General features: G+C 62.1%; 22 protein-coding genes. 12 read left to right on the top strand and 10 right to left on the bottom strand.

Annotated elements, in window-relative coordinates; genetic code table 11:
- Positions 1-398 precede the first annotated feature (398 nt).
- From galE to ABFP37_RS08310, 4 genes are all read left to right on the top strand, one after another.
- Positions 399-1,421 (top strand): UDP-glucose 4-epimerase GalE, encoded by a 1,023-nt coding sequence (gene galE / locus ABFP37_RS08325; protein ID WP_028271808.1) that lies wholly within the window; start codon positions 399-401, stop codon positions 1,419-1,421.
- A gap of 20 nt (positions 1,422-1,441) precedes the next feature.
- Positions 1,442-1,693 (top strand): hypothetical protein, encoded by a 252-nt coding sequence (locus tag ABFP37_RS08320; protein WP_043438973.1) that lies wholly within the window; start codon positions 1,442-1,444, stop codon positions 1,691-1,693.
- A gap of 94 nt (positions 1,694-1,787) precedes the next feature.
- Positions 1,788-2,813, top strand: a complete 1,026-nt coding sequence (locus tag ABFP37_RS08315; protein WP_028271809.1) for an ATP-dependent 6-phosphofructokinase — start codon at positions 1,788-1,790, stop codon at positions 2,811-2,813.
- A gap of 69 nt (positions 2,814-2,882) precedes the next feature.
- The gene (locus tag ABFP37_RS08310; RefSeq protein ID WP_166842944.1) at positions 2,883-3,155 is read left to right on the top strand and encodes a hypothetical protein; all 273 of its coding nucleotides are present in this window, start codon (positions 2,883-2,885) and stop codon (positions 3,153-3,155) included.
- Positions 3,156-3,521: 366 nt separating this feature from the next.
- Here ABFP37_RS08310 and ABFP37_RS08305 read toward each other — a convergent pair whose 3' ends face one another.
- The 10 genes from ABFP37_RS08305 to ABFP37_RS08260 all read right to left on the bottom strand — a co-directional run bounded on the left by ABFP37_RS08305 (position 3,522) and on the right by ABFP37_RS08260 (position 14,183).
- Positions 3,522-3,752, bottom strand: a complete 231-nt coding sequence (locus ABFP37_RS08305) for a DUF2188 domain-containing protein (RefSeq protein ID WP_347033243.1) — start codon at positions 3,750-3,752, stop codon at positions 3,522-3,524.
- A 373-nt stretch (positions 3,753-4,125) separates the two neighbouring features.
- Positions 4,126-4,641 (bottom strand): hypothetical protein, encoded by a 516-nt coding sequence (locus ABFP37_RS08300; RefSeq protein WP_347033242.1) that lies wholly within the window; start codon positions 4,639-4,641, stop codon positions 4,126-4,128.
- Positions 4,642-4,939: 298 nt separating this feature from the next.
- Positions 4,940-5,362 (bottom strand): DUF4913 domain-containing protein, encoded by a 423-nt coding sequence (locus ABFP37_RS08295; protein ID WP_347033241.1) that lies wholly within the window; start codon positions 5,360-5,362, stop codon positions 4,940-4,942.
- Complete coding sequence (locus ABFP37_RS08290; protein WP_347033240.1) at positions 5,355-7,124, bottom strand: TraM recognition domain-containing protein; 1,770 nt, start codon at positions 7,122-7,124, stop codon at positions 5,355-5,357. Before ABFP37_RS08290 ends, ABFP37_RS08295 begins: the two co-directional genes overlap by 8 nt.
- 1,003 nt (positions 7,125-8,127) lie before the next feature.
- A complete protein-coding gene (locus ABFP37_RS08285; RefSeq protein ID WP_347033239.1) occupies positions 8,128-9,735 on the bottom strand; it encodes a hypothetical protein in 1,608 nt (535 codons plus the stop codon).
- On the bottom strand, positions 9,735-11,246 hold the full coding sequence (locus ABFP37_RS08280; RefSeq protein ID WP_347033238.1) for an SCO6880 family protein: 1,512 nt from the start codon (positions 11,244-11,246) through the stop codon (positions 9,735-9,737). The genes ABFP37_RS08285 and ABFP37_RS08280 overlap by 1 nt, the downstream gene beginning before the upstream one ends.
- A 1-nt stretch (position 11,247) precedes the next feature.
- On the bottom strand, positions 11,248-12,345 hold the full coding sequence (locus ABFP37_RS08275; RefSeq protein WP_347033237.1) for a hypothetical protein: 1,098 nt from the start codon (positions 12,343-12,345) through the stop codon (positions 11,248-11,250).
- Positions 12,346-12,551: 206 nt separating this feature from the next.
- Positions 12,552-13,277: a hypothetical protein gene (locus ABFP37_RS08270; RefSeq protein ID WP_347033236.1), complete on the bottom strand. Its 726-nt coding sequence runs from the start codon at positions 13,275-13,277 to the stop codon at positions 12,552-12,554.
- Positions 13,278-13,288: 11 nt separating this feature from the next.
- On the bottom strand, positions 13,289-13,576 hold the full coding sequence (locus ABFP37_RS08265) for a hypothetical protein (protein ID WP_347033235.1): 288 nt from the start codon (positions 13,574-13,576) through the stop codon (positions 13,289-13,291).
- 13 nt (positions 13,577-13,589) lie between these two features.
- Entirely contained in the window at positions 13,590-14,183 is a 594-nt protein-coding gene (locus ABFP37_RS08260; protein ID WP_347033234.1) for a DUF6668 family protein, read from the bottom strand.
- Positions 14,184-14,371: 188 nt separating this feature from the next.
- On the opposite strand from ABFP37_RS08260, the gene ABFP37_RS08255 reads away from it, so the two are divergent.
- The 8 genes from ABFP37_RS08255 (at position 14,372) to ABFP37_RS08220 (ending at position 21,657) form a co-directional block, all read left to right on the top strand.
- A complete protein-coding gene (locus tag ABFP37_RS08255) occupies positions 14,372-14,623 on the top strand; it encodes a helix-turn-helix domain-containing protein (protein WP_015062447.1) in 252 nt (83 codons plus the stop codon).
- A gap of 33 nt (positions 14,624-14,656) precedes the next feature.
- A complete protein-coding gene (locus ABFP37_RS08250; protein WP_347033232.1) occupies positions 14,657-15,739 on the top strand; it encodes a CHAP domain-containing protein in 1,083 nt (360 codons plus the stop codon).
- A complete protein-coding gene (locus ABFP37_RS08245; protein ID WP_347033231.1) occupies positions 15,736-16,251 on the top strand; it encodes a hypothetical protein in 516 nt (171 codons plus the stop codon). Before ABFP37_RS08250 ends, ABFP37_RS08245 begins: the two co-directional genes overlap by 4 nt.
- A 6-nt stretch (positions 16,252-16,257) precedes the next feature.
- Positions 16,258-17,721: a hypothetical protein gene (locus ABFP37_RS08240; RefSeq protein WP_347033230.1), complete on the top strand. Its 1,464-nt coding sequence runs from the start codon at positions 16,258-16,260 to the stop codon at positions 17,719-17,721.
- A 72-nt stretch (positions 17,722-17,793) separates the two neighbouring features.
- Positions 17,794-18,039, top strand: coding sequence for a hypothetical protein (locus ABFP37_RS08235; RefSeq protein WP_015062033.1), 246 nt, complete (start codon positions 17,794-17,796; stop codon positions 18,037-18,039).
- A gap of 390 nt (positions 18,040-18,429) precedes the next feature.
- The gene (locus ABFP37_RS08230; RefSeq protein ID WP_347033229.1) at positions 18,430-20,043 is read left to right on the top strand and encodes a hypothetical protein; all 1,614 of its coding nucleotides are present in this window, start codon (positions 18,430-18,432) and stop codon (positions 20,041-20,043) included.
- A gap of 661 nt (positions 20,044-20,704) precedes the next feature.
- Complete coding sequence (locus ABFP37_RS08225; RefSeq protein WP_015062035.1) at positions 20,705-21,337, top strand: division plane positioning ATPase MipZ; 633 nt, start codon at positions 20,705-20,707, stop codon at positions 21,335-21,337.
- Between the two features lie 179 nt (positions 21,338-21,516).
- The gene (locus tag ABFP37_RS08220; RefSeq protein WP_015062036.1) at positions 21,517-21,657 is read left to right on the top strand and encodes a hypothetical protein; all 141 of its coding nucleotides are present in this window, start codon (positions 21,517-21,519) and stop codon (positions 21,655-21,657) included.
- Positions 21,658-22,250 lie beyond the last annotated feature (593 nt).

The following is a 22,250-nucleotide window of genomic DNA, read 5'->3' as shown; positions in this document are numbered from 1 at the left end:
GTCACCCCGGACCTTTTGATACCTACAGGAGTTAGCGACGTTTCAGAGGACCGACACTACGACTTTGTTGCCCCCCGCCCCATCGGTTCCATAACACTCGACCATGCCTTCACTGATCTCGTACGTGACAACGAAGGTTACTCAACCGCACGCCTGACTACATGGGACGGGTCCGGAACTTCGATGACATGGGGTCGGGACTGCCCCTGGGTGCAGATACACACAGCCGACCTCCCAGATGCGGAATCCAGCAGAGCCGGCCTGGCAGTAGAACCAATGACCTGTCCGCCTAATGCCTTCAACACCAGGACAGACCTCATAGTCCTCCTCCCGGGGCAGAGTCATACCGCGAGCTGGAACATCGAAGCGATACCAGCCAACCCAACCCACACCCGCTCATGAAAATCCTGGTCACAGGGGGCACGGGCTACATCGGTTCCCACACCGTTCTTTCCCTGCAGGAAGCCGGCCACGACGTGGTCGTCATCGACAACCTGGTCAACTCCAGCGAGGAATCGCTGCGCCGCGTAGCGGAACTCAGCGGCAAGACCGCAGAGTTCCACCACGTCGACCTCGTGAACGAGGCAGCCATCGACAAGGTCTTTGCCGGCGCAGCCATCGACGCCGTCATCCACTTCGCTGGCCTCAAAGCGGTGGGCAAATCTGTGCGGGAGCCGTTGAAGTACTACTACAACAACCTTGTAGGCACTCTGAACCTGATCCGCGTCATGGACAGGCATGACGTCCGCTCCATCGTCTTCAGCTCCTCCGCCACCGTCTACGGCGAACGCAACCCCATCCCCTATGTGGAAAAGATGGAGATCGGGGCCAACAACCCCTACGGGCGCACCAAGGAACAGATCGAGGACATCCTCTCCGACCTCGGCGCTGCCGACCCGCGCTGGCACATAGCCCTGCTGCGCTATTTCAACCCGGTGGGTGCACACCCATCCGGACGGATTGGCGAGGACCCGCAGGGTATCCCCAACAATCTGGTGCCGTTCATCGCCCAAGTGGCCGTGGGCCGCCGCGACAAGCTCATAGTCTTCGGGGGCGACTACGACACCCCCGACGGCACCTGCCTGCGCGACTACATCCACGTGGTGGACCTCGCGGAAGGGCACATAGCGGCCCTGAACCATATCGCGGACACCACCGGCGTGTTCCGCTGGAACCTCGGCTCCGGCAAGGGCTCCTCCGTCCTAGAGGTCCTGCGCTCCTTTGAGAAGGCCGTGGGCAAGCCCATCCCCTACGACATCACCGGCCGCCGCGCCGGAGACCTCCCTGCCTTCTGGGCCGACGCCACCTCCGCGCTGGCCGACCTCAGCTGGTCCACCACCAAGACCGTGGACCAAATGTGCAAAGACCACTGGCGCTGGCAAAAGAACAACCCCCAGGGCTATATATCCAACCCCGAATGAACAATAGGAGCAGTGGATAAATGCAGACAGAGAATTCCACCTGCACCGACTTCCACGAGCATGTACCCACGCAGCACGATTCCATCACCATCCACGTCCACACGCGATCCCACTTGGAGGCCGCCGTGGAGGCCGCCGTCCAACAACTCTCTGCTCGTGCGAGGTACCGGAAGCAGGGAATTCTGGTAACCCGGACGGCTCCGGGAACGGTCATCGTAAGCCTTGACCCAAATGTTCCCTACGGCATGAGCTACGAACGAACAACCTGGTAGTACACGAAGGCGATAGGCGAAATCAGCCTCATGCCTGTCTTGGGCTTTTCTGATGGCCCCTTTCCAACATGGCAACTGAACCTAGGAATCACGCATGAAAATTGGAATCCTCACCAGCGGTGGTGACTGCCCCGGACTGAACGCGGTCATCCGCGGCGCCGTACTCAAGGGCATCGCCATCCACGGCCACGAATTCGTGGGTTTCCTCGACGGCTGGCGCGGCGTGGTGGAGGGCGACATCATCGACATCCCCCGCACCATGGTCCGCGGTATCGCCAAGCAGGGCGGCACCATCCTTGGCACGTCCCGCACCAACCCCTTCGACAACGGCGGCGGCCCGGAGGTCATCAAAGCCCACATGGACCGCCTGGGCATCGACGCCATCATCGCAATCGGCGGTGAGGGCACGCTGGCGGCCGCCAAGCGCCTTACGGATGCCGGGCTGAAGATCGTCGGTGTTCCCAAGACCGTTGACAACGACCTGGACGCTACGGACTACACCTTCGGTTTCGACACCGCCGTGCAGATCGCCACGGAGGCCATCGACAGGCTCCGCACCACCGGCGAATCCCACCACCGCTGCATGATCGCCGAAGTGATGGGCCGCCACGTGGGCTGGATCGCGCTGCACGCCGGCATGGCCGCAGGCGCCCACGCCATCCTGATCCCGGAACAAAAAGTCAGCATCGAGCAAATCACCCAGTGGGTAAAGGAAGCCCACCACCGCGGCCGCGCACCCCTGGTGGTCGTCGCCGAAGGCTTCGTTCCCGAGCATATGGATGAGGCCCATTCTGAACGGGGCCTGGACGCCTTCGGCCGCCCCCGGCTTGGCGGCATCGCGGACCAGCTGGTCCCGGAGCTGGAAGCCCGCACCGGCATCGAAACCCGTGCCACGATCCTTGGCCACATCCAGCGCGGCGGCGTCCCCTCAGCCTTCGACCGGGTCCTTGCCACCCGGCTGGGCATGGCCGCCATCGACTCCGTGGTCGAAGGCTACTGGGGCACCATGGTCGCCCTGAAGGGAACAGACATCCAACATGTCGCCTTCGAGGAGGCCCTGGGCCAGCTCAAGACCGTCCCACAAAACCGCTACGACGAAGCAGCCGTCCTGTTCGGCTAAGCGCTCAAAATACAAACATCATCCGAACGCTTTGCTACCCGTCACAAATTTGCTCAGCATCCTGCTGCTATGAAGCTCGAGGACGAGATGCCAACAAGCATGACGCCGAATCAAGACCAAACAAACATCCACTCTTTCGCATCGTGGCAGCCTATTGACGACTGGACTGTGCTGACCGGCCAAGACGTCGAAGTTCACACTCGCGGCAGCGTAACCGACCGCGGCCGCGTCGAAGCTGTCATGGCCGACGGATCTCTACTGTGGCTGATGCAGGACGGAGCCCACAGCCGGCGCGTCGTAGAACAACAACCAGGAACGTACATCCGCCGTACCTGGATCTGACGGCGATCGTGTTGGGGGGAACTAGATCTGCGCACTCAAGCTTCAACCGCCCGCGGCGCATTCGGATGGTGTAACTCCGAGGGCTTCTCGTCAGTGAAGGGCACACCCTAACCTGACGTCAGATGGCAGTGAGCAAGGCGTCAGGATTGGGTCCAAAACATGATTACGGTACAGGCCTAAGGGACAATCTGAGAGTCTAACCTGACGTCGTGGGTGCCACATTGTTTCCAGGGCGAAGGGGGCAAATCACGCTAGTGCCGGCCAGCGAGTGGTAGGCAACACCGCTGATGACGATCGCGCCTTCCGGTCCAAATTGGAAAGGAAAGCACGATCGTCAGGTTACCCTGCTGGTCGTTTGTGGGCTTGCTAGTTCTTGTCCTTTGGCGGGTTCGGGTCGTTGCCGTATGAATTCTTCTCCCCGATGGTCCCATTAAGCTTTTTGATGGTGTGCTCCACGCCGTCCCTCTTGGCAGCCTCCCTGCCCTTGGCCTGTTGCTCTGCTTTGGTCCCTCCGACGTCAAAGGCCCGGCTTGAGCCCTGACGGCGGCTCTTCCACTGACCATCCTCGTTGTATGTCTCGATGCCTGACTTGCCCATCAGCTTCCTCCCCAATATCCATCCGACTACTGCCCTGATTTTCGGCAGTAAGTGCAAGATAACAGGCCGAGCGGAGCCGCGTCGCGCCCTTCCAGCCTGCGGCTCCGTTCCTCCTTCTCCAACAGAACAAAAGGATCATCAGCGCATGTTTCAGTCTTCGTTCTTTTCTTGGCTTAGATGCCCCGGATGCCACCTAGTGAGGGCTCGTGATTAGGGCAACTACGCCCGGGGCATCGGTGTGACGTGGGCACCCACTTCCCGCCCTTGTCGGCCGCCGTTTTCACATCGGCCCACGTGAAAACTAGGCGGCGGCCGCACTCAGGGCATTCCGGTGCCTGATAGGAAGATCGCTCTGCGGTGGTGTACTCCCGGCTCATAACTGTCCTGCCGCGGCAAGATCCGCCTTGAGCGATTCAAATATTCGTGCGGTGCTGCCATCTAGCTGAGAGGAGTACTTGGGCATTCCTACCGTCAGTGACGGAAAGTCTTCAAAGTCTGCTGTGAATGAGACGTAGTCTGGCGTTTCGTCCGTTTCAAAATACTCCACATGATGCAGAGTCAGGCCTGTGATCTTCGAACGGTGAACGAGCTTCACATCTCCAGGAACCGGATAGGGCGGGATCTGATTCGAGTCAGTGCTCGAGAGTTCACCGAAAAGGACCAGATCAGATGTAAGTATGGTCGCTGAATACTTCGTCGTGCTGGACCCGCGTCCGCCTTCAACTCCAGAGGTAATGAACTCAATTTCGGAGTCCCCGACGGACTTCGCCAACCGAACCTCGAGCCATGAGACAAGCTTTTCCGAACGCGTGAAGAGGTCCTTCCGCGGCCAGTCTTCGTTGCTCGCACGCAACTGTGACTGCAATTTCTCTAGGCGTTCCTGCGACATATCTCCCCCTCGTTTTGGTGACGAGGACCCCTTGTCCGCGCACTCGGGGACACCTTACCGTCCTGCTCCGACAACTCGGGCTGCCAAGGCAAACAAGCTGAGGCCTGAAGTTGGAAAACCAGTCTGGATAGTTGGTTTCGCTGCCCACAGCCGGGGACAGTCCTGATGGGTTATCCACCGCTACTGCTGCTGAGGGAGCTTTCCCGATGGCTCCCGATTCCAGCCGTGGATAACCCGGATTGACCCCAACTATGGACAGCGCGCGGGGCCACCTGGAGCGCTGGACCCACCACGCGATTTAGAACAGCCCTGCGGGCGGTTCCTCACAAGGAAGAGGAACAAGCTTGGAGCGGTGGCCGTCGTCCGGGCTGCAGCCCTTGAACGGCCCATCAGTTGAGAGCAGAACGGACATGTGGTGGTCTGCGTGGTCGCGCCACCACACACTCATCCCTGTGGTGCCGTCCAGGCGCAGGAATTCCCAGGCCCGCCAGAGCGCTTCGAGGCGGCTAATCGCTTCCGCGTGCTTCCACCACTGCGGGCACCATGTCACACCGCCCTGCACGTTGAGCTGCCGGCGGTAGCTGGTGGCCAGCTTGCCGCTGACGAATTCGGCGACGTTCGGGTAGAACAGTTCGGGCGCGTCCGAGTCCTCCTCGGCCGGTTCAGTGGGGGCTGCGGTGTCCTCCAGCTCGTCGTCCCACTCTCCCAGGCCCTCACTCATCAGAGGCACCCGCGGTGACCCACCGGTTCCCGGCTGCGGCCGCCGGTCTGTTCGCAGGGTCATGTGCGGCGATGGAGGCACACACCGCATCAGCCTGCGGACCGCTCATCCAAGGCACCGTCTCCAGCAATGCCGCAGGGGCGCCGGAGGCGAACATGATGGCGCGGCCACGAGGGAACGCGGCCAAGTCCGACACGTCCAGTGTGCGTTCTTTTCGGTCGTCGTCGTGGCTGTAGGAAGTGCCCTGTTTGGAGCGGCTTCTGGTCATGTTGGAATAGCGGTACTCCCCCACGAGTTGCGCGAGCTCGTTCAGGAACTCTGCTTCGGCGACACCGCCGCCGTAGACCTTGATGTTGGAGGCGCTCCAGAGCTTGCGCATGCCGTCGCGGCCCCACACTTCAACGCCTTGTGACCAGGACTGGAGGATGGTCATCAGGACGATGCCACGGGAGCCGTAGTGGCTGTAGAGGTTCGGCAGCTCGCGCCACCGGCAGACGTTGGCTGCTTCGTCCAGGACACCGACCATGGGCGTGGCCAGCCGGCCACCGGGTGAATGTACGGCGAGTTCTTCGGCGGCCTCGACCGTGGCCACGGTCAGCGCCGTCACCAGCGGGCCGGCGGTGCCTTTGCCTTCCTTGGAAAGGCTGTACAGGGTCCCCTTCGACCGGACGAATTCTGCCGGATCGAACTGGGGTCGCTCGTCCTTTTCACCCTGGGGTGTCACCCAGCGGGCGACCTGGCGGTTGGTGAGGCAGGAGGCCATCTGCAGCGCCGTGCCGTACACGCCGCCGCGTTGCTTTTCGGGTGCGTTGATTACGCCGCCGACGGCGTTGGAGGTCTGGGTGAAGCCGTGGGCCTTGAGGATGTCCACGGCTTCATCGTCAGCGGGATGGGTCAGCCAGGTGTGAACCTGCGTGATCGGGCGGCCGTCTAAGGCTGCGGCGAGCAGGAGCCCGGCAAGGAGATCCTGACCGGCGGGATCAAAGTAGGCATCCGTTTTGGCGTCCGAGCCGCGGGAACCGGCGGCGAAGTGATCGGCCAGGCGTGCCGCTTTCACTTCGTCCGTGACATAGGACAGAGGGTTCCACCACCAGGAAGGTTCCTCGAGGGCGACGGACTGCGGGTCGAACACCCAGACCGGACCCTCGGCGGCCCGGACGTCGCGGGTCCCATCAACGATGTCCCGCTTGTTCGAGGTCACCAACGCGGACCCCGGGGCGGCGAGGATGGCAGGGATGGCCCTTGACGTCGTCTTGCCCGTCCTGGGGCCCCAGATGTCGATGTGCATGTCTTCCCAGGAGCCGTAGACCATTTGCCCGCCGAGAACGGTCTTTCCGACCGGGACGCCGGGTGAGCCTTTCACTCCGAGACGCTCGGCGGTGGCCGTGGCCCCGCGCAGGCTCAGGGCACGCAAGTCCCGGCCTTTGGCCATGTGCTGGGCTGCGGCGTCCACGCGGGAACGCTTGGACCGTTTGCGCAGCACCGCACGGATCACCAGAACAGCCACGAGGATGATGAGGACGCCGAAGCCAATCAATACCCAGGTGGCGGCCGCCGGCCACGTGACCTTCTGCGATAACAAGCCGATGACCAGTTCAAACGGATTCGCCGGGAGTTCCTGGCCGTCGCCGGTCAGTATCGACCCTAGGTGAACTGCCCCGGTAACCGAGCCAACTCCAAGCACCACGGCGGTAATAAAGATCCAAAGCAGTACCGTCTCACCGTCGAGCCGCGAGCGTTTGCTGTTGTTGGGTGAACCCACGAGTCTTCTCCTTATCCTTGAATCCGGCGGCGTTTACGTCGGAACGGGAGTGGTTCCCCCAGCTGTTTGTAGATCCAACTGCCGACAAGGGGGACTAGACCGGCCATGACGCCGATTAGGAAGGTCTGGTTGCTTTGTCGTTCCAGCCGTCCTAGGACGACCGTTGATCCGTGCGCTGCAAAGGATCCGTTGCCGGATTTGCTCCAGTGCAAGGTTTCGGGATCACGCGGTTCAGGCGAAACAATCTCAATTTTCTCGTCAGAGGTTAGGGAGCGGTATGTAACGTCCAGCGACGTCACATCCGGATGGAAAAGGTGTCTGGGACCGACGTTTTTCTCTAGAGGTGACAGGGAATCCGGTTCTCCGTGTCCCGAGCCCACCCGGGGCAGGTGAAAAGCTGTCCTAGAAGAGCCAGACGACGACCAATCGTCAGTGGAACGCGCCGCCAAAGTAAAACGCATAGGGTTGACAGTGCGGTTTAAGGTTGCAGAGAGCACCTGGTATCCGTCCCCTCGGCTCAATGGCCGCAAAATCTCGCCGTCGGTGCACGTGGGAGAGTTACCTCCGGACTCATAGACGTCAACTTCTAAGCTGCAATTCCCGACAGGGGGGACCAGACGCTGGTCAGGACGTCGGAAGCCTTCGCCTTGGAAGGCGATGCTGACCCCTACAGAGTCGCCCTGGTAACTCGAATCTACGGTCAGCAGCAAAAAGACCATATTGATTTCCTCGCCGGAACGGCTGACGGTCTCACTGAAATCAATAGCCGCCTGCAGCGGCACCCCAGGTCGATCCGTGAAGATCAGTATCTGTTGGTCAGTTTCTGGCTGGTTGGGTGAAGCGGATATTGCGAAGAACCAGGTAAATAAACCTAGGAAAGCTGCGCAAGACAAAGCTACGCTTGCCGTAACTCTTAGCCACAGCGGGGCCGCTGGCTGCGCGGTCTCGAGTGGCTTGTTGAGAGCCCTGCTCTTCCTAATGGCGGGGCTTCTGCGACGAGGTTTCATGGATTCTCGTGATCGTGCCAGCGCTTGTTGGTGTCGTGCAGCCGCTCCTCGACGCTGGTCAGCTTGAGCGCGACCGGGATCCCGGGGCGGCCGCCGACTTTGAAGAGGAACTTGCCCAGGCCCGGGCGTACCCGTTTGCGGGAGCCGCCGACGTCGGTCCATGACCCGGGGTCTGCCCACGAGATGAGGCGGGCTTGTTCGGCCCGGGAGAGGGCGACGGCTTTGTTGAGTTTTTCCATTTCGGCCCCGGGGAGCGCGCCGCAGACGACCATGCCGGAGCGTTCGACGAATCCGCGGGCTTTCATCCGTTCGGATTCGGTGGGCAGGGCTTCGAGGTCGCTCATGGTGTGTGTGATCATGGCTTGCCCGACGCCCTCGGTCCGGTTCAGGCGGGTCAGCGAGTCAACCCGGTCGACCATGCCTTCACCGGAGCGCAGGGCACGCCACAGTTCGTCCATGACGACGAAGTAGTTCCGGCGCGGCTCCAGGCCAGCGTCTGCCAGGGTGTGGGCGACCTGGACGGTGGCGAACCCGGTTGACCAGCAGGCCAGCAGGCAGGCCGCTTGGATGTCCCTCTGCGTGTCGGAGATTCCTGACAGGTCGAAGACCACGGGTTTGGTCAGGTCCATCGGCTGGTCGGTGGGCTGGGAGAACATGTCCGAGAACCGGCCCGAGCCGTCGAGGGAGTACAGCGACTGGCGCAGCTGGTCGGTCGCGTCGAGGTAGCGGCTCATGTCGCCGCGGTCCAGCGCGATGGCCCGCAGCTCGTCGGGGGCGTCTTTGATGACCTCGATCAGGTCCCCGATCAGGGGAACGCGGTCCAGGCGCTCGTCCAGGATGTGCAGTGCCCGGTCAATCAGGGATTCCTCGTGGGCGCTGGGCTTTGCGTTCCGCACGATGGTGATCAGCGCCGTGATCATGTTCAGGCGCCGGTTGTGCGAGTCTGCCATCAGCTGTTCTGCCAGCTTCTCCGCCTTCACCGCGGCAGCGATCAGCGGCGCGGCCCCAGCTTGGTCGCCATCTGGATCGTTCAGGGTCCGATTCGCCTTGGCCCGGTGTTCCTCGGCCGAGGCGAGCAGCCTGACGGCGGCCCCCGTGGCTTCACCGGGGTCCAGGACGTTCAAGTGGCCGCGGCCAGGACCCAGACTGATGACCTGCCCGCCGAGGGCTTCGATCAGGTCAACGTAGTCCGGCTTCAGGTCACCAAGGATTAAGGGGTTGATGCTGCGCCCTGCCAAGCCCAGGACGATGTGCCGGACCAGGGTGGACTTGCCGTAGTGCGGCAGGCCGAGGACGAACATGGAGGGGTTGTTGATCATTCCATGCATGAACCAGCTGATCGGATCGGCGCCGAAGGGTGCTCCGGTGTCGGTGTGAACGCCGATCGGCACTCCCAGGATCGGGGTGCCGGACCCGCCCACGAACGGCCAGAGACCGCAGACCTGGACCGAGGTTCCGCGCCATTCGTCGGCTGCCGTGACGTAGACGGCTTCGCCCTGTCCGCGGCCGCGCCAGCCCCGCAGACCCGGGCGGCGGGCGACCGCGGCGGCGAGCTTCGTGGCCGGGGCCGGTGTGCGCTGGTGCTTGGTCTTGCTGCCGAACATCACATGGCCTCGCGGATCTCTTCGGGAACCTTCAAGTGCTTGGGCAGGACCAGCCCCAGTGGCAGGGACGCGGCAAACGCAGAATCCTGCGAACCGTAAGCGCGGCGCAACAGCAGACGTGCCGACGGGCCGAGGTTGCCCTCCACGACGGCCACGGCGTCCTCAAGGTCACGGGAGGACAGCACCGTGGCCGTGACCACCATGCCGAAGTTGACCAGCCCTGCGCCCTTGGCTTCCTCCGCTGCGGTGGCCTGCGCCGCACGGGCATCGACCAGGGCACGGGCGGTGGGCCGGTTGGTCGAGGAGGCCCGGGTCAGGGCGCTGGTCTGGTCCGATTCCACGATGGCGGCCGCGCGGCCGGCTTCGATCGGCCGGTACAGCAAGGTGACGCGCTTGCGGTCGATCTCCCCGTGCGGTGCGACGAGGCGGCCCAGCGCTGATGCCAGGATGTGTCCGCGCGGGGCGCCCGTCATCGTCCAGGACACTGAGTGCCCGGAATCGTGGCGGTAGCCGTCCCAGTTGGATTGGTGCGCGGATGGTCCGACGTCGCCCCAGTCCAGGTCAACGGGTGTGCCCTGATAGTGGGCTTCGTCGATGAGCCGGGCCGCTGCAGGGTCGTAAGCGACCCGAACGACCTCACAGAGTTCCTGGGCGTTCAACGGTGCGCATGCCCCGGCGCCGGTGGATTCCAGACGCTCGGTCAGGCTGGGAAGCCGTGAGGCGAGATCCCTTGCGATCTCTTCTGCTGTGCGTCGTTTGCCGCCGGCCCGGGCAGCGGCGCTGAACGTCAGCGCGACCCAGGCACGGATCGTGGCCGATCCCTGCGGGTAGGTGTTCAAGGCCTCCCGGAGCATGGCCTTGGCAATGTCCGGGGCGTCGTCGTGGATGTTCGATTCAACTTCCCGGCGCAGCCGTGCCCCGGAATCGGGCGCGGTTTCGACCGTGACGGATGCAGCCACGACGGCAGGTTCATTCGATAACGAAGCGAGCCAACCGCCCCAGTTAGCCACCCATGCATCAACCTGCTCGGGATCAACCAGGGACGCACCGTCGGGCTGGGTGCCGAAGACAACGGTGTAATGCGCGGTGGCGGGAAGATGGATCAGCGCGAACGGGCGGTCATAGGAGTCGGTGAACTCGTAAAGCTTGGAACTGGCAGAGATCCCCGGCAGCTGGAACTCGCCCCAAGGCGTCAGTCCCAGCGGACCGGAGCGGTAGATGTTGGCGCGTCTGCGCCGTGCTGAGCGGAACGCCAGCCGGGCGAAGACCCGCTCCCCTACGGACTTGTTGTGCTTGTCGGTCACCGAGACGACGGCCAGCGCCATCCCAAGGACGAGCAAAGCAATGAGCCCGGCGAGCCAGCCGCCGACAAAGAGACAGATCACCGTGATGATGAGGCCAACAAACAAACCGGCTGTTGCCAGCCCACCAAGGGTGCCGATGCCTGCCTTACGCGGACGCCGCCAGTTGCCGTAAGTCGGTTCCCTGTATGTGTTCTCTATAGCGGCCATTTCAGGCACCCCCCGTGGATTCTTCGCTCATGTCTTTGATGGCACCGGAAGCGGCCTGGCCTGCTTCGACGCCCTTCTGTGCTGCCAGTACGGCGACACCGCCCGCGCCCGCCGCCAAAGCGCCACCGCTCGCGGCTGCTCCGCTGCCTGCAGCAGCACTGCCGGCACCGGGAGATGCTGCCGCGCCAGTGGCTCCGGCGCTCCGGGTACCTGTCTTCCCCGCTGTGCCGGACGTTCCTGCCGTTCCCTGGCTGCCAGTGCCCGAGGGGCCCTGCGATCCAGGGCTTTGGCTCGAGGTGCTGCTGGTTGTCGTTGAGCTGGTGGATGATCCGCCGCCGCGTCCGGCGCTGCCCATGCTGATTGCGCCGGAAGCCAGTGCGCCGACCGTCCCTGCTGCCAGAGCGCCACCGCCGCCAGCGACAGCACCAACCATCGGGGTGACGAACCGCATGAGGGCTGGCATGGCGAACAAAGCAATGGTCATCAGAGCCAGCCCGGTGACCGTACTCAGCAGCGCGGAGCCAAAGTCCTTGCCGTCACCAACGTTCCCGAAGATCTTGCTGCCGCTGAGCTGGAAGGCCGTCGCGTAGACGATGGCGGCCGCGGGCTTGTAGAGAATGAAAGCGATCAGCCAAGCTGTGCACTTCTGGAACCAACCCCTGCCTGCCTCGGTGTTGCTGAAAGCTGCAGCCGTAGGGAAGATCCCTGTCAGGATGACGAGCAGGCCACCGCGGATGATCATGAGCACGATCTGCATTACGGAGGCCAGAATCGCAATGAGCCCCAGGAGAATGATCATGATCGACCCGATCGGGCTGGTGGCCGAAAGCGCCAACAGGGCGGTGATGTTTTCGTTGAACGAGGTCCCGTTCGTGGAGTTAGTGATGATCCAGGCTGAGAACTGATCAGCCGCGACTGTCAGCAGTCCCACTGCTGCCACACCGGCGCCGGAGACGACGATTAGGGTCGCCAGCGAACGCACCAGATCCCGCAAGGGGGCACCCCTGCGCTCAATCGTCATCTTGGCTGCACCCACGAGGACAGACATCACCGCCAGGGAAGCGGTCCAGAAGTAGAGACTGTTCTGCAGGAACAACACCGGGTCACTCGCGGTGGACCCTCCCGGGGCTGCGGTTAGAGCGGGCGTTCCCACGTTCAGCCAAAATGTCCCGAGTGTTTGGACTGTTTGTCCAACGGCATCGGCAATAGCTTTTGCCATGTTCTTGACGGCATCATTGGCGACGTCCTCTAAGGCCGCGCCTGCATGGCAGCCGATGCTGAAGGCGTCCCATCCTTCGCAGGCCATCAGACACCAGACCAGGGAATGTACCCGGACAAGTCACTTATCTGTCCCCCGCCCGTGCTGCCGGTTGCGGGAACAACAACCTTCCAGTCGCCGCTGTGCCACTGGAGCGGAACAGGAACGGAAACCAGCGCACCGTTGCTGCCCTTTGCAGCAATGACGATCACGGCTCGATCGGGGTCATACGAGCGGATCTGGAAGCCGGCGATCTGCGCTGTCACAGCTGATGTCGCTTGCGGCTCAGGCTGATTCAGCAGTGCATCGCGTTCGGGTCCAGGGACTGCTAGCTCCTCATAAACCAGCCGAGCCTTCCCCGTGGCGGACAGTACGGCGACGTTCGACGCGGCGTACAGGGCTCCCATGGGTGAGTGTGCGAAGCAGGAGCGGAGGCCGTTGGCTTCGGTCTTGCCGGGGCCGAAATGCGTGGGCGATGTTGGTGCGGCGATCTTGCCGACCAGTTCCCATTTGGTGTCGGCGGGTGTAGTGGCCGGCTTGGCCTGGTCACCGGATGGCAGGCCGCACACGCTGGCCGCCGCCGTCGCCGTAGGTTCGCCGCTGCTGGTGCTCGTGCTGGTGGTGCTCGGTTCAGGGGACGTTGTTCCGCCGCCTCTGGGAACCAGGGCCAGGATTATCCCGAGCGCGACAATGATCGCCACGACAACGGCCGAGATGATGAACTTAGGTTTGGTCAGCGGATTCTGGTCTTCGTTCACTGTCGGTTCAGTCATGGCTCGGCTCCTTAGACCAAGGCGCCTACGACGCCGCCGGCGGAGGCTGCCAGGATGCAGCCGCCGAGGACCCATGCCAGGCGACCGGCATGCTCGCCGCCCTCGCCGCGTCGGTTATTGATCATCATCGTTCCGGCCGTGACCAGGATGCCCGCGACTGCCAAGCCGAAGACGATCCATGCGACCCATTTGAGGATCGTCAGCAAACCTTCAGAGCCGGGAGGTGCCTCACCTGTGCCCGGGTTCGGTATCTCGGTGATGGCAAAGCTTGACCATTCCATGGCCTTGGAAAACAACATGAGTTTCTACTTTCTACTTAGCCGGGAGTCCGGCAGTGGCAGTTACTGCGATGTGCACCTGTTCAAGGGTGGTGCGGGCTTCTTTGGGAAGTTCCTCGGTGGCGATGTCATGGCCGTAGCGCCATGCGTCTACCCACGGGAAATGCCACATGTGGGGCACTCCCCCGCCGACGACGCGGGCGAAGTCGCGGATCTCTTTGGGGAGCCGTCCGGGAGCGTCAGCCATGACCATGAGGCCAGCGACGTGGATCCCGGGAAGAGAACCGGAAGCCCATTCCGTTGCCGCCAGCCGTGCTGCGCGAAGGCCCGGGATATTGGACCGGGCAACCAGGACGATCACGGATCCGGCTGCCGTCAAAGGCCACTGATGCTCGGCAGCCTTGGTTCCCTTGTCTAGGCGTGCAAGCGACGTTTCGCCGGCGCCGCCGTGGACGCCAAGCCACCAGAAGCTCGGTTCCCTCCCCGTAGCGTTCCTGCGGGGAAGCCGGTCAGCTTGGTCCGGTTGCGGAACACTCAGCTGTGGCCTGGTCGCCCCCATAGGGATGAACGGCGGCTCTTCCGGGATGGCTGGAACGGGTTCGTCGATAGTTTCTGCGCCGAGCGTCACCCAGCGATTCTTTGAGACCGGCATTTCACTTCCCCTACTAATGTCCGCAAAGATCGTATCGGTACCATCCGACACGAAAGGCCAAAAGTGACCGCAAACAACAGCTTTAGTACCTTTCAGTCACGCCTAGTACACCACAGTACCAATTTGTGGTCTACGATGGCTCTATGCGGTGGGACGGACTGAGCGTGGACCCCAAGTACCTGGAAGCACTCTTCGCCAAGTACCCGGAGCGTCTTACGCCTCAGGACCTCGAAGAGATCTTCGGGTTGTCCCGAAACACCGTCTACCGCTGGCTCCAAACCGGAGTGATTCCTGCTTACCAAGTCGAGAAGACATGGTTGATCGCCAGAGATCAAGTCAAGGACTGGGTGTGGGAGAACCGGAACACACTCAGGAAGGGCCAGACACCGGAAGTGAACGACGAGGACCAGCCCTAGGGCGAAGCAGCCGAGCAGATGTGAGGGGGACACATGCAATCACGAACGAGCGCTCCTGCGCTGGCCGCCGGCGCCGGCCTTGCACCCGTCGGCTTGGTACTGTCCATCATCCTGTTCGGCGGGGGCTCCCAGGCCGCTGCCGACGTCTGCTCACCGACCGGATCCAGCGTCAGCGTTGACGCAAGCCAGCTGCCCAAGGTGGCTGTCGGCGGCTACGAGGGCGAACAGCTGAAGAACGCGGCCCTGATCATCAACGCAGGCAAAACCCTTGGCCTGTCGGCCCGGGGGCAGACGATCGGTGTCATGACGGCTATGGGCGAATCCGGGCTTCGGGTCCTGGACCACGGCGACGGCCCGGGACCTGACTCCCGGGGACTGTTCCAGCAGCGCGACAACGGCGCGTGGGGAACCTACCCGGACCGCATGAACCCCACGACGTCAGCCACGAACTTCTTCACCGCCCTGCAGAAGGTCAGCGGGTGGGAACAGCTCGAACCCACCACGGCCGCGCACAGGGTCCAGCGCAACGCCGACCCGTTCCACTACCAGTCCTACTGGGCGGCCGCCGTCGAGGTCGTCGCCGCCCTGGCCGACGTGCAGATCACCGATGCCGGCGGGGAAAGCTCCTGCGGCATTCCCGGGCAATCCGGCAAAGACGATGACCTGCCGTGGCGCACAGCCAAGATCTACGAGCCATCCCCGCTGGGCATGTACAACCGCGAATGCGTCGACTTCGCCCTCTGGCGCGTCAACCAGCAGTTCGGCAGCACCACCACCCCCTACAAGATCCTGAACGGCACCTTCCGGCCTGACGGCGCCGTGCTCGGCTCAGCCCTTACCTGGAAAAACGGCTGGGACGCCAAGGGCTGGCCCACCGGTGGAACACCCCGTGTCGGCGCTGTCGTCTGGTACTCCCCCGGCACCGGAGGCGCCGACGGCACCTACGGCCACGTCGCCGTCGTCAAAGCCGTCAACGGAGACGGCAGCTTCCTGGAAGAGGGCTACAACGGCAACCCCGCCCCGAACGACCACACCTACTACACCCGCACAGTAAAGAACAGCACTCCCAGCGCCTTTCTCTACCTGCCCGGCAGCGACTCACCGGAGGAACCATGAAACACGCCCTGACAGCCCTCACGGCCCTGCTCGTGTGCACGGCCTGCGCGCCGGTATCCAGCTCAACACCCCCGGAACCGTCGCCCAGCACTTCCGCCGCCACCCCAGCCACTCTCAGCGCAGGCGGTAAGCCCCAAGCTCCCGGCGGCACAGCACCGGCCACCCTGGGCATCGACTGGGACGAGGCAAGCAAAACAGCCGCGCTGGAAACCGCGACCAAGGCCATGACGCTGTACGCCCGTCCCACGGTCCCGGACAAACAATGGATCCAGGAGCTCGGGCAGCTCCTGACCGCCCAAGCAACCGCTGATTACCAATACGTTGACCCGGCCAACATCCCGGCCACCAGGATCACCGGAACCGGCCAGCTCAGGATCGATGAGAACAACGGTTTCGGCTGCCATGTCGTCTTTCCCACCGATGCCGGCGACTACGACGTGCAACTGCTCCGCAGCGCAGCCGACAAGCCTTGGCAGGTCAACCGTTTCACGCCCCCGAACGGCACAAAGTAAGGACAGATGATGGAAACTCAAGCGCTCGACTTCCCCAAGATCAACGCCGTTCTACGCACTAACGGAACCGGCGAAGTCACCATCAACGGGACCTCCCACGCGATCGAGGCCGCCGACGAAGCCGCCGTCCTTAGCGATGCATTACGGATCATCACTGAAACCGCTGCTCAGCTCGGCCGACCCGTCCGCGTCAGCACCACTGACCCGGACGGGCAGGGCCTCATCATCGTCTCCCCCGAGGGCGTCGTCAGCGAGGCCGCACCGATCAAGGCCACCCCGAAGCGGGAGCAGGACCGTCTGCCCGTTACGGCATCCCCTTCGCTGGAAACGGCCAAGGCCACGACCACGGCCGCGCCTGCACCTACGCCTGTTTCGGTTCCCGACGACTCTCCGTCCGAGGAGGCGCCGGCACAAGCTGCCGACGCTGCGCCGGTGACCTTCAGCGCAGCCGTTACAGCCGCACCCGCCGAGGGGCCCGCACCGGCTGCCAAAGCAGCCGCTGTGGAGCCTGCCACTCGGCGCAGCCTCAAAGACACTTCGTTCCTCATTAGCGCGCCCGTGCTCCAGCCGGCCACGCGCGGCTGGCGCGGCATTCTCAGCCGCATCGGCCTCCGCATGGACCCATCACCCGAAGAGCTGGCCGAACGCGAGGACATCCGCACAGTGAGCCAGCACTGGCCCGGCCCCCGCACCGTAGCTGTCGTCAACCGCAAGGGCGGAGCGAACAAGACTCCCACCGTCGTCATGCTCAGCGCGATCCTGGCCCGCTACAGCGGCGCGGCGACCGTGGCCTGGGACAACAACGAATCACAAGGCACGCTCGGCTGGCGCACCGAAAAGGGTGGCCATGACAACAGCGTCCTGGATCTCATCGACTCGTCCCAGGCTCTGCTCTCCCCCAGCGCCCAAGCAGCCGAGATCGCCCAATTCGTCCACCACCAGACCTCGGACAAGTTCGACGTCCTGCGCTCAGACGAGAACGAGGAGGGCGACCACGAAGTGACCGCAGAGGAGGTGGACATCGCCCACCAAGTACTCACCCGCTACTACCGTCTGATCGTCATGGACTCCGGAAACACGGCCCGCGCCGCAAATTGGCGGCGAATGATCCACCACACCAACCAGCTCGTGGTCCCCGTGACAGCCATCGAAGACCGCGCCGAGGCCGCGCGCCTGACCCTCCAAACGCTCGAATCCCGCGGCGGCCACGACGCCGAGCTGGCCCGCAACGCCGTCGTCATCGTGTCCGAGTCCACCGACGCCAAGCGCAGCATGAGCGGCGATGCGCTCAAGCGCGCCAAGGATGAGGCCCGGCGGATCGCTGACGGCTTCGCCCCCCATGTACGAGCCGTAGTCCGCATCCCCTACGACCCCGCCCTGGTCAACGGCCCCATCCGCTACAAGGCCCTCCAACCAGCCACCCAACGCGCCTGGCTCGCCGCGGCTGCCGCGGTGGCTAAAGGCTTCTGACCTCGTCTAATGGAAACGACACGCCGAACGGGCCGCGCAGTTAACGGTACCGGTACCTATAGGCTCGGGCTTATGAGTACAGCCATCCACAGACGCGTACGGGGTACAGGGGCCGGCAACGTCGTCCTCAAAGTTGACGTTGCTGCCGATGCTAAAGCTCTGGTGGAACGTCTTGCCACCCACATGGGACTCTCCAAAGGACAGGCAGCCGAACGCCTCCTGATGAGCATCCGGCTGGATGCTCGCGGGTTGCCTATTTGGCCTGACATAGACGACTACCAGGAACAAGGAGCCCTGCCTATCGATAAGGCTTCCTAACGGAAGAAGGCCCCTCCTAAAAGGAGGGACCTTCCTAATCCTTCGCTCAGATCCCTCATCCGCCAAGATCCGGATCCGAGCTGTTACAACACCCACGCTGTGGGTGCCATTTGTGTTACCTCGAAAGGAACTACTGTCCTTATGGTACCGGAACCGGTATTGACGTCAACGCATGCCCTTGTGAGTGTCGCTCCACGTCCCACACCGGAAGATGCATGGGGTCTTGCTCCGCTGATTGCTGGCGCGCCTTCGTACCGGTTGGGGCGGTGGATTGGGCAGAGGTTTCAATATCCTCGGCCGAAAAATGCGCCGAAGATCACTCGTTCTTTGCCGGGACATCCTGCTGCTGTAATGGTGCACGGCACGGATGGCCGAGTCTCCACGCTGTGCTTGGACTTTGATACCTCGAAGGCGCTGAAGGGCGTGGTGGACGCGGACGCGGTCCGGGTGGGCCGATTGTTGTCGGAGTGCGGCATGAGGTTCGTGGAGGATTTCTCCCCCAGCGGTGGACGACACTTGTACGTGCCGCTGCACGACCGGATGGACGCAGCAGAGGCCCGGGAACTGGTCGAAGCGCTAGCCCTTATGGCCACCAGTCTTGACCCGAGCCCCCACCAGAACATCACAGACGGGTGCATCCGTGTCCCAGGAACAATCCACAAGTCCGGTGGACACCAAACCCTCATCACTCCCCTGTCCCAGGCGTACGACATCTTGCGCCACCGCAACTCAGCACGGGGCTTAGTGCAGCTGCGTACGGCGTTGGCGCCGGAACTGGCCCGCAAACGCGCACTCAAAGCCCGAGAAGCGAAGACCGTCGCCGCTCAACGGACCGGCGGGCTACCGGCGCTCTCACTGAAATCCAGTAGTGAGACCCCGCTGCGACGGGTCGCGCGAACCGGTTTGTACGACACGGCTAAGTACAAGGGCCCGTCCGAGGCCCGAATGGCCGTGCTGAACCATTTCAGTGCCTGTGGCTGGTCCCTGCAGCACGTAGAAAACGAACTCGCCGGCCAGTTCCCGGGCCTAGCTGCCCTCTACGGATCTGCAGAACGCCAGGCAAGGCTCCTTCCTTACGAGTGGGCCAAAGCCCAGGCCTTCACCGGCGCAGCTTCGAGCACGCGAAAACCGCTCCCCCGTAATCGCGGGGAAAGGAGTGCACTTATTAACAACACAAGCCCCACATTAACCACCGGGGGGGCAAGCAAACCCAGCAGTGCTGCTGTACATCAACTCGTGAACGATTTGGAAAACGTTCTTTATGCAGTCCTTGACCACAGACTCCAAAAACGCGGTCGCGAAGGCCTCAGCCTCCGTCTACTGATCCGCGGATTGTTGGGATACATGCGGGCTAAAGAAACAGACATCCTTGATGTCGGTTGCCGCACTCTTGCTGTCGCGATGGGCAAACATCACGTCACCATCGCCAGGCTGTTACCCATCCTGGTTCAAGCTTCTGATGGGATCCTCACTAAGATCGCCGACGCACGTCAGAAAGCGGCCGATGTTTACCTCATTCAACTCCCCGAGCACTACCAACAACTTGCACGGGAACTAACGTGGCGGAAAGGAAAAATCCACGCCATCCGCCCGGTGTTTCGGGCCCTGGGAGACGTGGCTGCCCTTGCTTACGAGGCAATCGAACGCGGGCGCCACTCCCCCACCACCGCGGAAGTAGCCCGTAACAGTGGTGTCAGCCGCAACGCCTGCTCGGCCGCATTGGCTGAGATGGAGACACTCGGTATGATCCAGCGCCACGGTGGAGTGTGGAAAACCACTTCAGTGAACCTCCGCATGCTCGCTGCCAGGCTCGGAGTGCTCGACGACTACCTTGCCCACATCCGCCGGAACCGTCACGAACGCGCGATCTGGCATGCCTACCTTGATAGGTTCAAGCCACTGCAGCTTGGGATCGCTGAGGTCGACTTGTTTGATCCTGAAAGGGATGAGTATTGGCTACCCCCGGATGATGCGGCAGTGTGGCGAATTGCTCAGCCGGCATAGGTCCCTGGTGCAGTTTATTTCGCTGCTAGCTACCAAAATGCTAGCGATCCGATAGTGCTCTAGTAGCTTCTCGCTAGCACCGCGTTTCAAGTCGGTCCGGCATCCCTACTGCGCGTGGGTGGCGATTGCGTCCAGTTTACGCTCGTCCAGCAGTTTGAGGTTGGTCCTCAGTCGCGGTTGTGTAGTGGGTTTGATAGCACTTTGAAACTGCTCCTAGGCTCGGGCATACATTGGTCCGCCGCCCGCGTACTGATACTACTTTCATAGTGCTATCGAATAAGTAGTGTTTCGCTAGCAAATCAGCCTCTCTGCAGTCGCCAGCTTGTCCCTCCCCCGTCTCACAGTCACTAGCAAATCGATAGTGATTCAATAGCGGTTTAGTAGCGAGCGAAGCAGTATTCGATATGACGCATGACCTCGAGTCAGGGGGTGAGTAACGATGAGTAACGGCTGAGCTTGAGCTTCGGGCTTGCCGACGGCCTGGGCCTTCATCGCTCGAGGATATTGTTTTGATAGTGAAGTGATAGCAGTTTGAAACTGCTGTCACCGTTTCGGAGGACCTGATCTCGATTCGGCCTATTTAATACTGCTTTCATAGTGCTATCAAACAGGTAGCGTGTCGCTAGCCTTTTGCTATCAACCTCGGCATTAGGTTGGAGGCATGATCATTGTTGTGGGTAGCGAAAAGGGCGGCGTAGGCAAGTCCACGGTTGTAACTAACCTTGCTGTTGAGCTGGCGAAGCGGGGGATGCGCATAGCGGTCGTGGACGGTGACCGGCAGCGCTCCACTGCTCGTTGGGCCGTAGACCGCGAAGAGGCCGGGCATGAACCTCGCATCTTTGTAGTGGAGAAACTGGGCAGCCTGCACGAGACATTGCGTGAACTGGATACGAGCTATGACGTTGTCCTTGTCGATGTGGCAGGGAAGGACAGCAAGGAGATGCGCACAGCCATGACTGCGGCCCATCAGTTGTTGATCCTGACGCAATCGAGTCAATTTGATCTCGACACACTCGCGACTGTCGATAGGTTGATCGAAACTGCCCGTGACTTCAATCCCTCCCTTCGAGTCAGGGGGGCTCTTACGCGGGTATCAACCAACGCGTTCGAATCTGAAAGTGGCGACGCCAGGGATTACCTTTCCGACTATCCGAGTATCGAACCACTGCGAACCGTTCTGTACGAGCGCAAGGCTTATCGAGACGTGGTGGGGGAGGGGCTCGGAGTTGTTGAGTGGAAGAACCCTAAAGCTGCGAGGGAAATCCGGGGGCTGGTAGAGGAGTTGATGGGGTAGTGGCAATCAAGAAACGGTCCGCGTCCGAGAAGGCTAGGGATGAGGCTATCGAGGCGTTTGGCAATGCCGCTGAACCACTATTGGCCTCGCCTGCTGTCAGCGCTGAGCGCGGAACTCCAGCCAGGCCCAGTGTCACGCCCACACTTAGTGATTCGAGGGACAAGGGGACTGCCAGAACGATGTTGCTTCGTTTTGACGAGGACCGTGAGCTCATGGACTTACTTGCGGACGTCGCGAAGCTCGAAGGCCGCAAGAAGCATCCGATGGCATTGCGCGCTCTTAGAATCGGTCTCGAGCAGGTCCGCGACAGTTACGAGTAAGTAAGCCACCCGGATCGGTGGAGTTGCTATCAAGTTGATAGCAACTCCATAGCAGTCGCAAGATAGTTGGCTCAAAGCGACGCCGTGGCCGGTTGGAGGAAATGCAGCCACAGTGGTTTGACGCGATCAAAGCAGACAAGGCCTGAGTTTCCCACCAACTTGGCTCCGGATCCCCTTAGCACTTCACCACCCAACGCCGACGGACGTGCGCAACCTCTGATCTTTTAGCGAGACAGCAACCGTTCTGGAGCTATCGCCGGCGTTTACTCATAACCCAGGCCAACGTAGCTCCAGCAAGGGCTAGAAGTGCGGGTGCTGCGATTAAACGGAGGTAGTCAGGAGGGACTGGTACATCGGGCCTGCTGCCTAGAGATGGCGTCAGCTCTCCTGCCTCTTCTGCTACAGGCGCCCTGCGTGTCGGTGACGGTCGAAAAGTGAGCCATTGTGACGGTTGAAAACTGAGCCACCCGTTCCAAACGATTGTGCACGGTCCTGACACATAGCTGACAGTCCGTTGGCGGGACATCGCTGACACTCTTAATCAGATGAGAGTGATGAGCGTGAACGATCGTTGGCTGGAAATCCTGTTGGCA

This window comes from Burkholderia sp. RS01, from assembly GCF_039748055.1.
In the GTDB taxonomy this organism is placed as follows: domain Bacteria; phylum Actinomycetota; class Actinomycetes; order Actinomycetales; family Micrococcaceae; genus Arthrobacter.
Note: the sequence above shows the minus strand (reverse complement) of the source record. Positions and strands in the feature narration are given on the sequence as shown.

What these genes read in the sequence shown, in the direction of transcription:
- ABFP37_RS08320 (WP_043438973.1), top strand. Translation starts at nt 1,442, where the DNA reads ATGCAGACAGAGAATTCCACCTGCACCGACTTCCACGAGCATGTACCC.
- ABFP37_RS08285 (WP_347033239.1), bottom strand. Translation starts at nt 9,735, where the DNA reads ATGTTCGGCAGCAAGACCAAGCACCAGCGCACACCGGCCCCGGCCACG.
- ABFP37_RS08235 (WP_015062033.1), top strand. Translation starts at nt 17,794, where the DNA reads ATGAGTACAGCCATCCACAGACGCGTACGGGGTACAGGGGCCGGCAAC.
- ABFP37_RS08315 (WP_028271809.1), top strand. Translation starts at nt 1,788, where the DNA reads ATGAAAATTGGAATCCTCACCAGCGGTGGTGACTGCCCCGGACTGAAC.
- ABFP37_RS08310 (WP_166842944.1), top strand. Translation starts at nt 2,883, where the DNA reads ATGAAGCTCGAGGACGAGATGCCAACAAGCATGACGCCGAATCAAGAC.
- ABFP37_RS08250 (WP_347033232.1), top strand. Translation starts at nt 14,657, where the DNA reads ATGCAATCACGAACGAGCGCTCCTGCGCTGGCCGCCGGCGCCGGCCTT.
- ABFP37_RS08220 (WP_015062036.1), top strand. Translation starts at nt 21,517, where the DNA reads ATGTTGCTTCGTTTTGACGAGGACCGTGAGCTCATGGACTTACTTGCG.
- ABFP37_RS08300 (WP_347033242.1), bottom strand. Translation starts at nt 4,641, where the DNA reads ATGTCGCAGGAACGCCTAGAGAAATTGCAGTCACAGTTGCGTGCGAGC.
- ABFP37_RS08305 (WP_347033243.1), bottom strand. Translation starts at nt 3,752, where the DNA reads ATGGGCAAGTCAGGCATCGAGACATACAACGAGGATGGTCAGTGGAAG.
- ABFP37_RS08265 (WP_347033235.1), bottom strand. Translation starts at nt 13,576, where the DNA reads ATGTTGTTTTCCAAGGCCATGGAATGGTCAAGCTTTGCCATCACCGAG.
- ABFP37_RS08225 (WP_015062035.1), top strand. Translation starts at nt 20,705, where the DNA reads ATGATCATTGTTGTGGGTAGCGAAAAGGGCGGCGTAGGCAAGTCCACG.
- ABFP37_RS08270 (WP_347033236.1), bottom strand. Translation starts at nt 13,277, where the DNA reads ATGACTGAACCGACAGTGAACGAAGACCAGAATCCGCTGACCAAACCT.
- ABFP37_RS08295 (WP_347033241.1), bottom strand. Translation starts at nt 5,362, where the DNA reads ATGAGTGAGGGCCTGGGAGAGTGGGACGACGAGCTGGAGGACACCGCA.
- ABFP37_RS08280 (WP_347033238.1), bottom strand. Translation starts at nt 11,246, where the DNA reads ATGGCCGCTATAGAGAACACATACAGGGAACCGACTTACGGCAACTGG.
- ABFP37_RS08245 (WP_347033231.1), top strand. Translation starts at nt 15,736, where the DNA reads ATGAAACACGCCCTGACAGCCCTCACGGCCCTGCTCGTGTGCACGGCC.
- galE (WP_028271808.1), top strand. Translation starts at nt 399, where the DNA reads ATGAAAATCCTGGTCACAGGGGGCACGGGCTACATCGGTTCCCACACC.
- ABFP37_RS08240 (WP_347033230.1), top strand. Translation starts at nt 16,258, where the DNA reads ATGATGGAAACTCAAGCGCTCGACTTCCCCAAGATCAACGCCGTTCTA.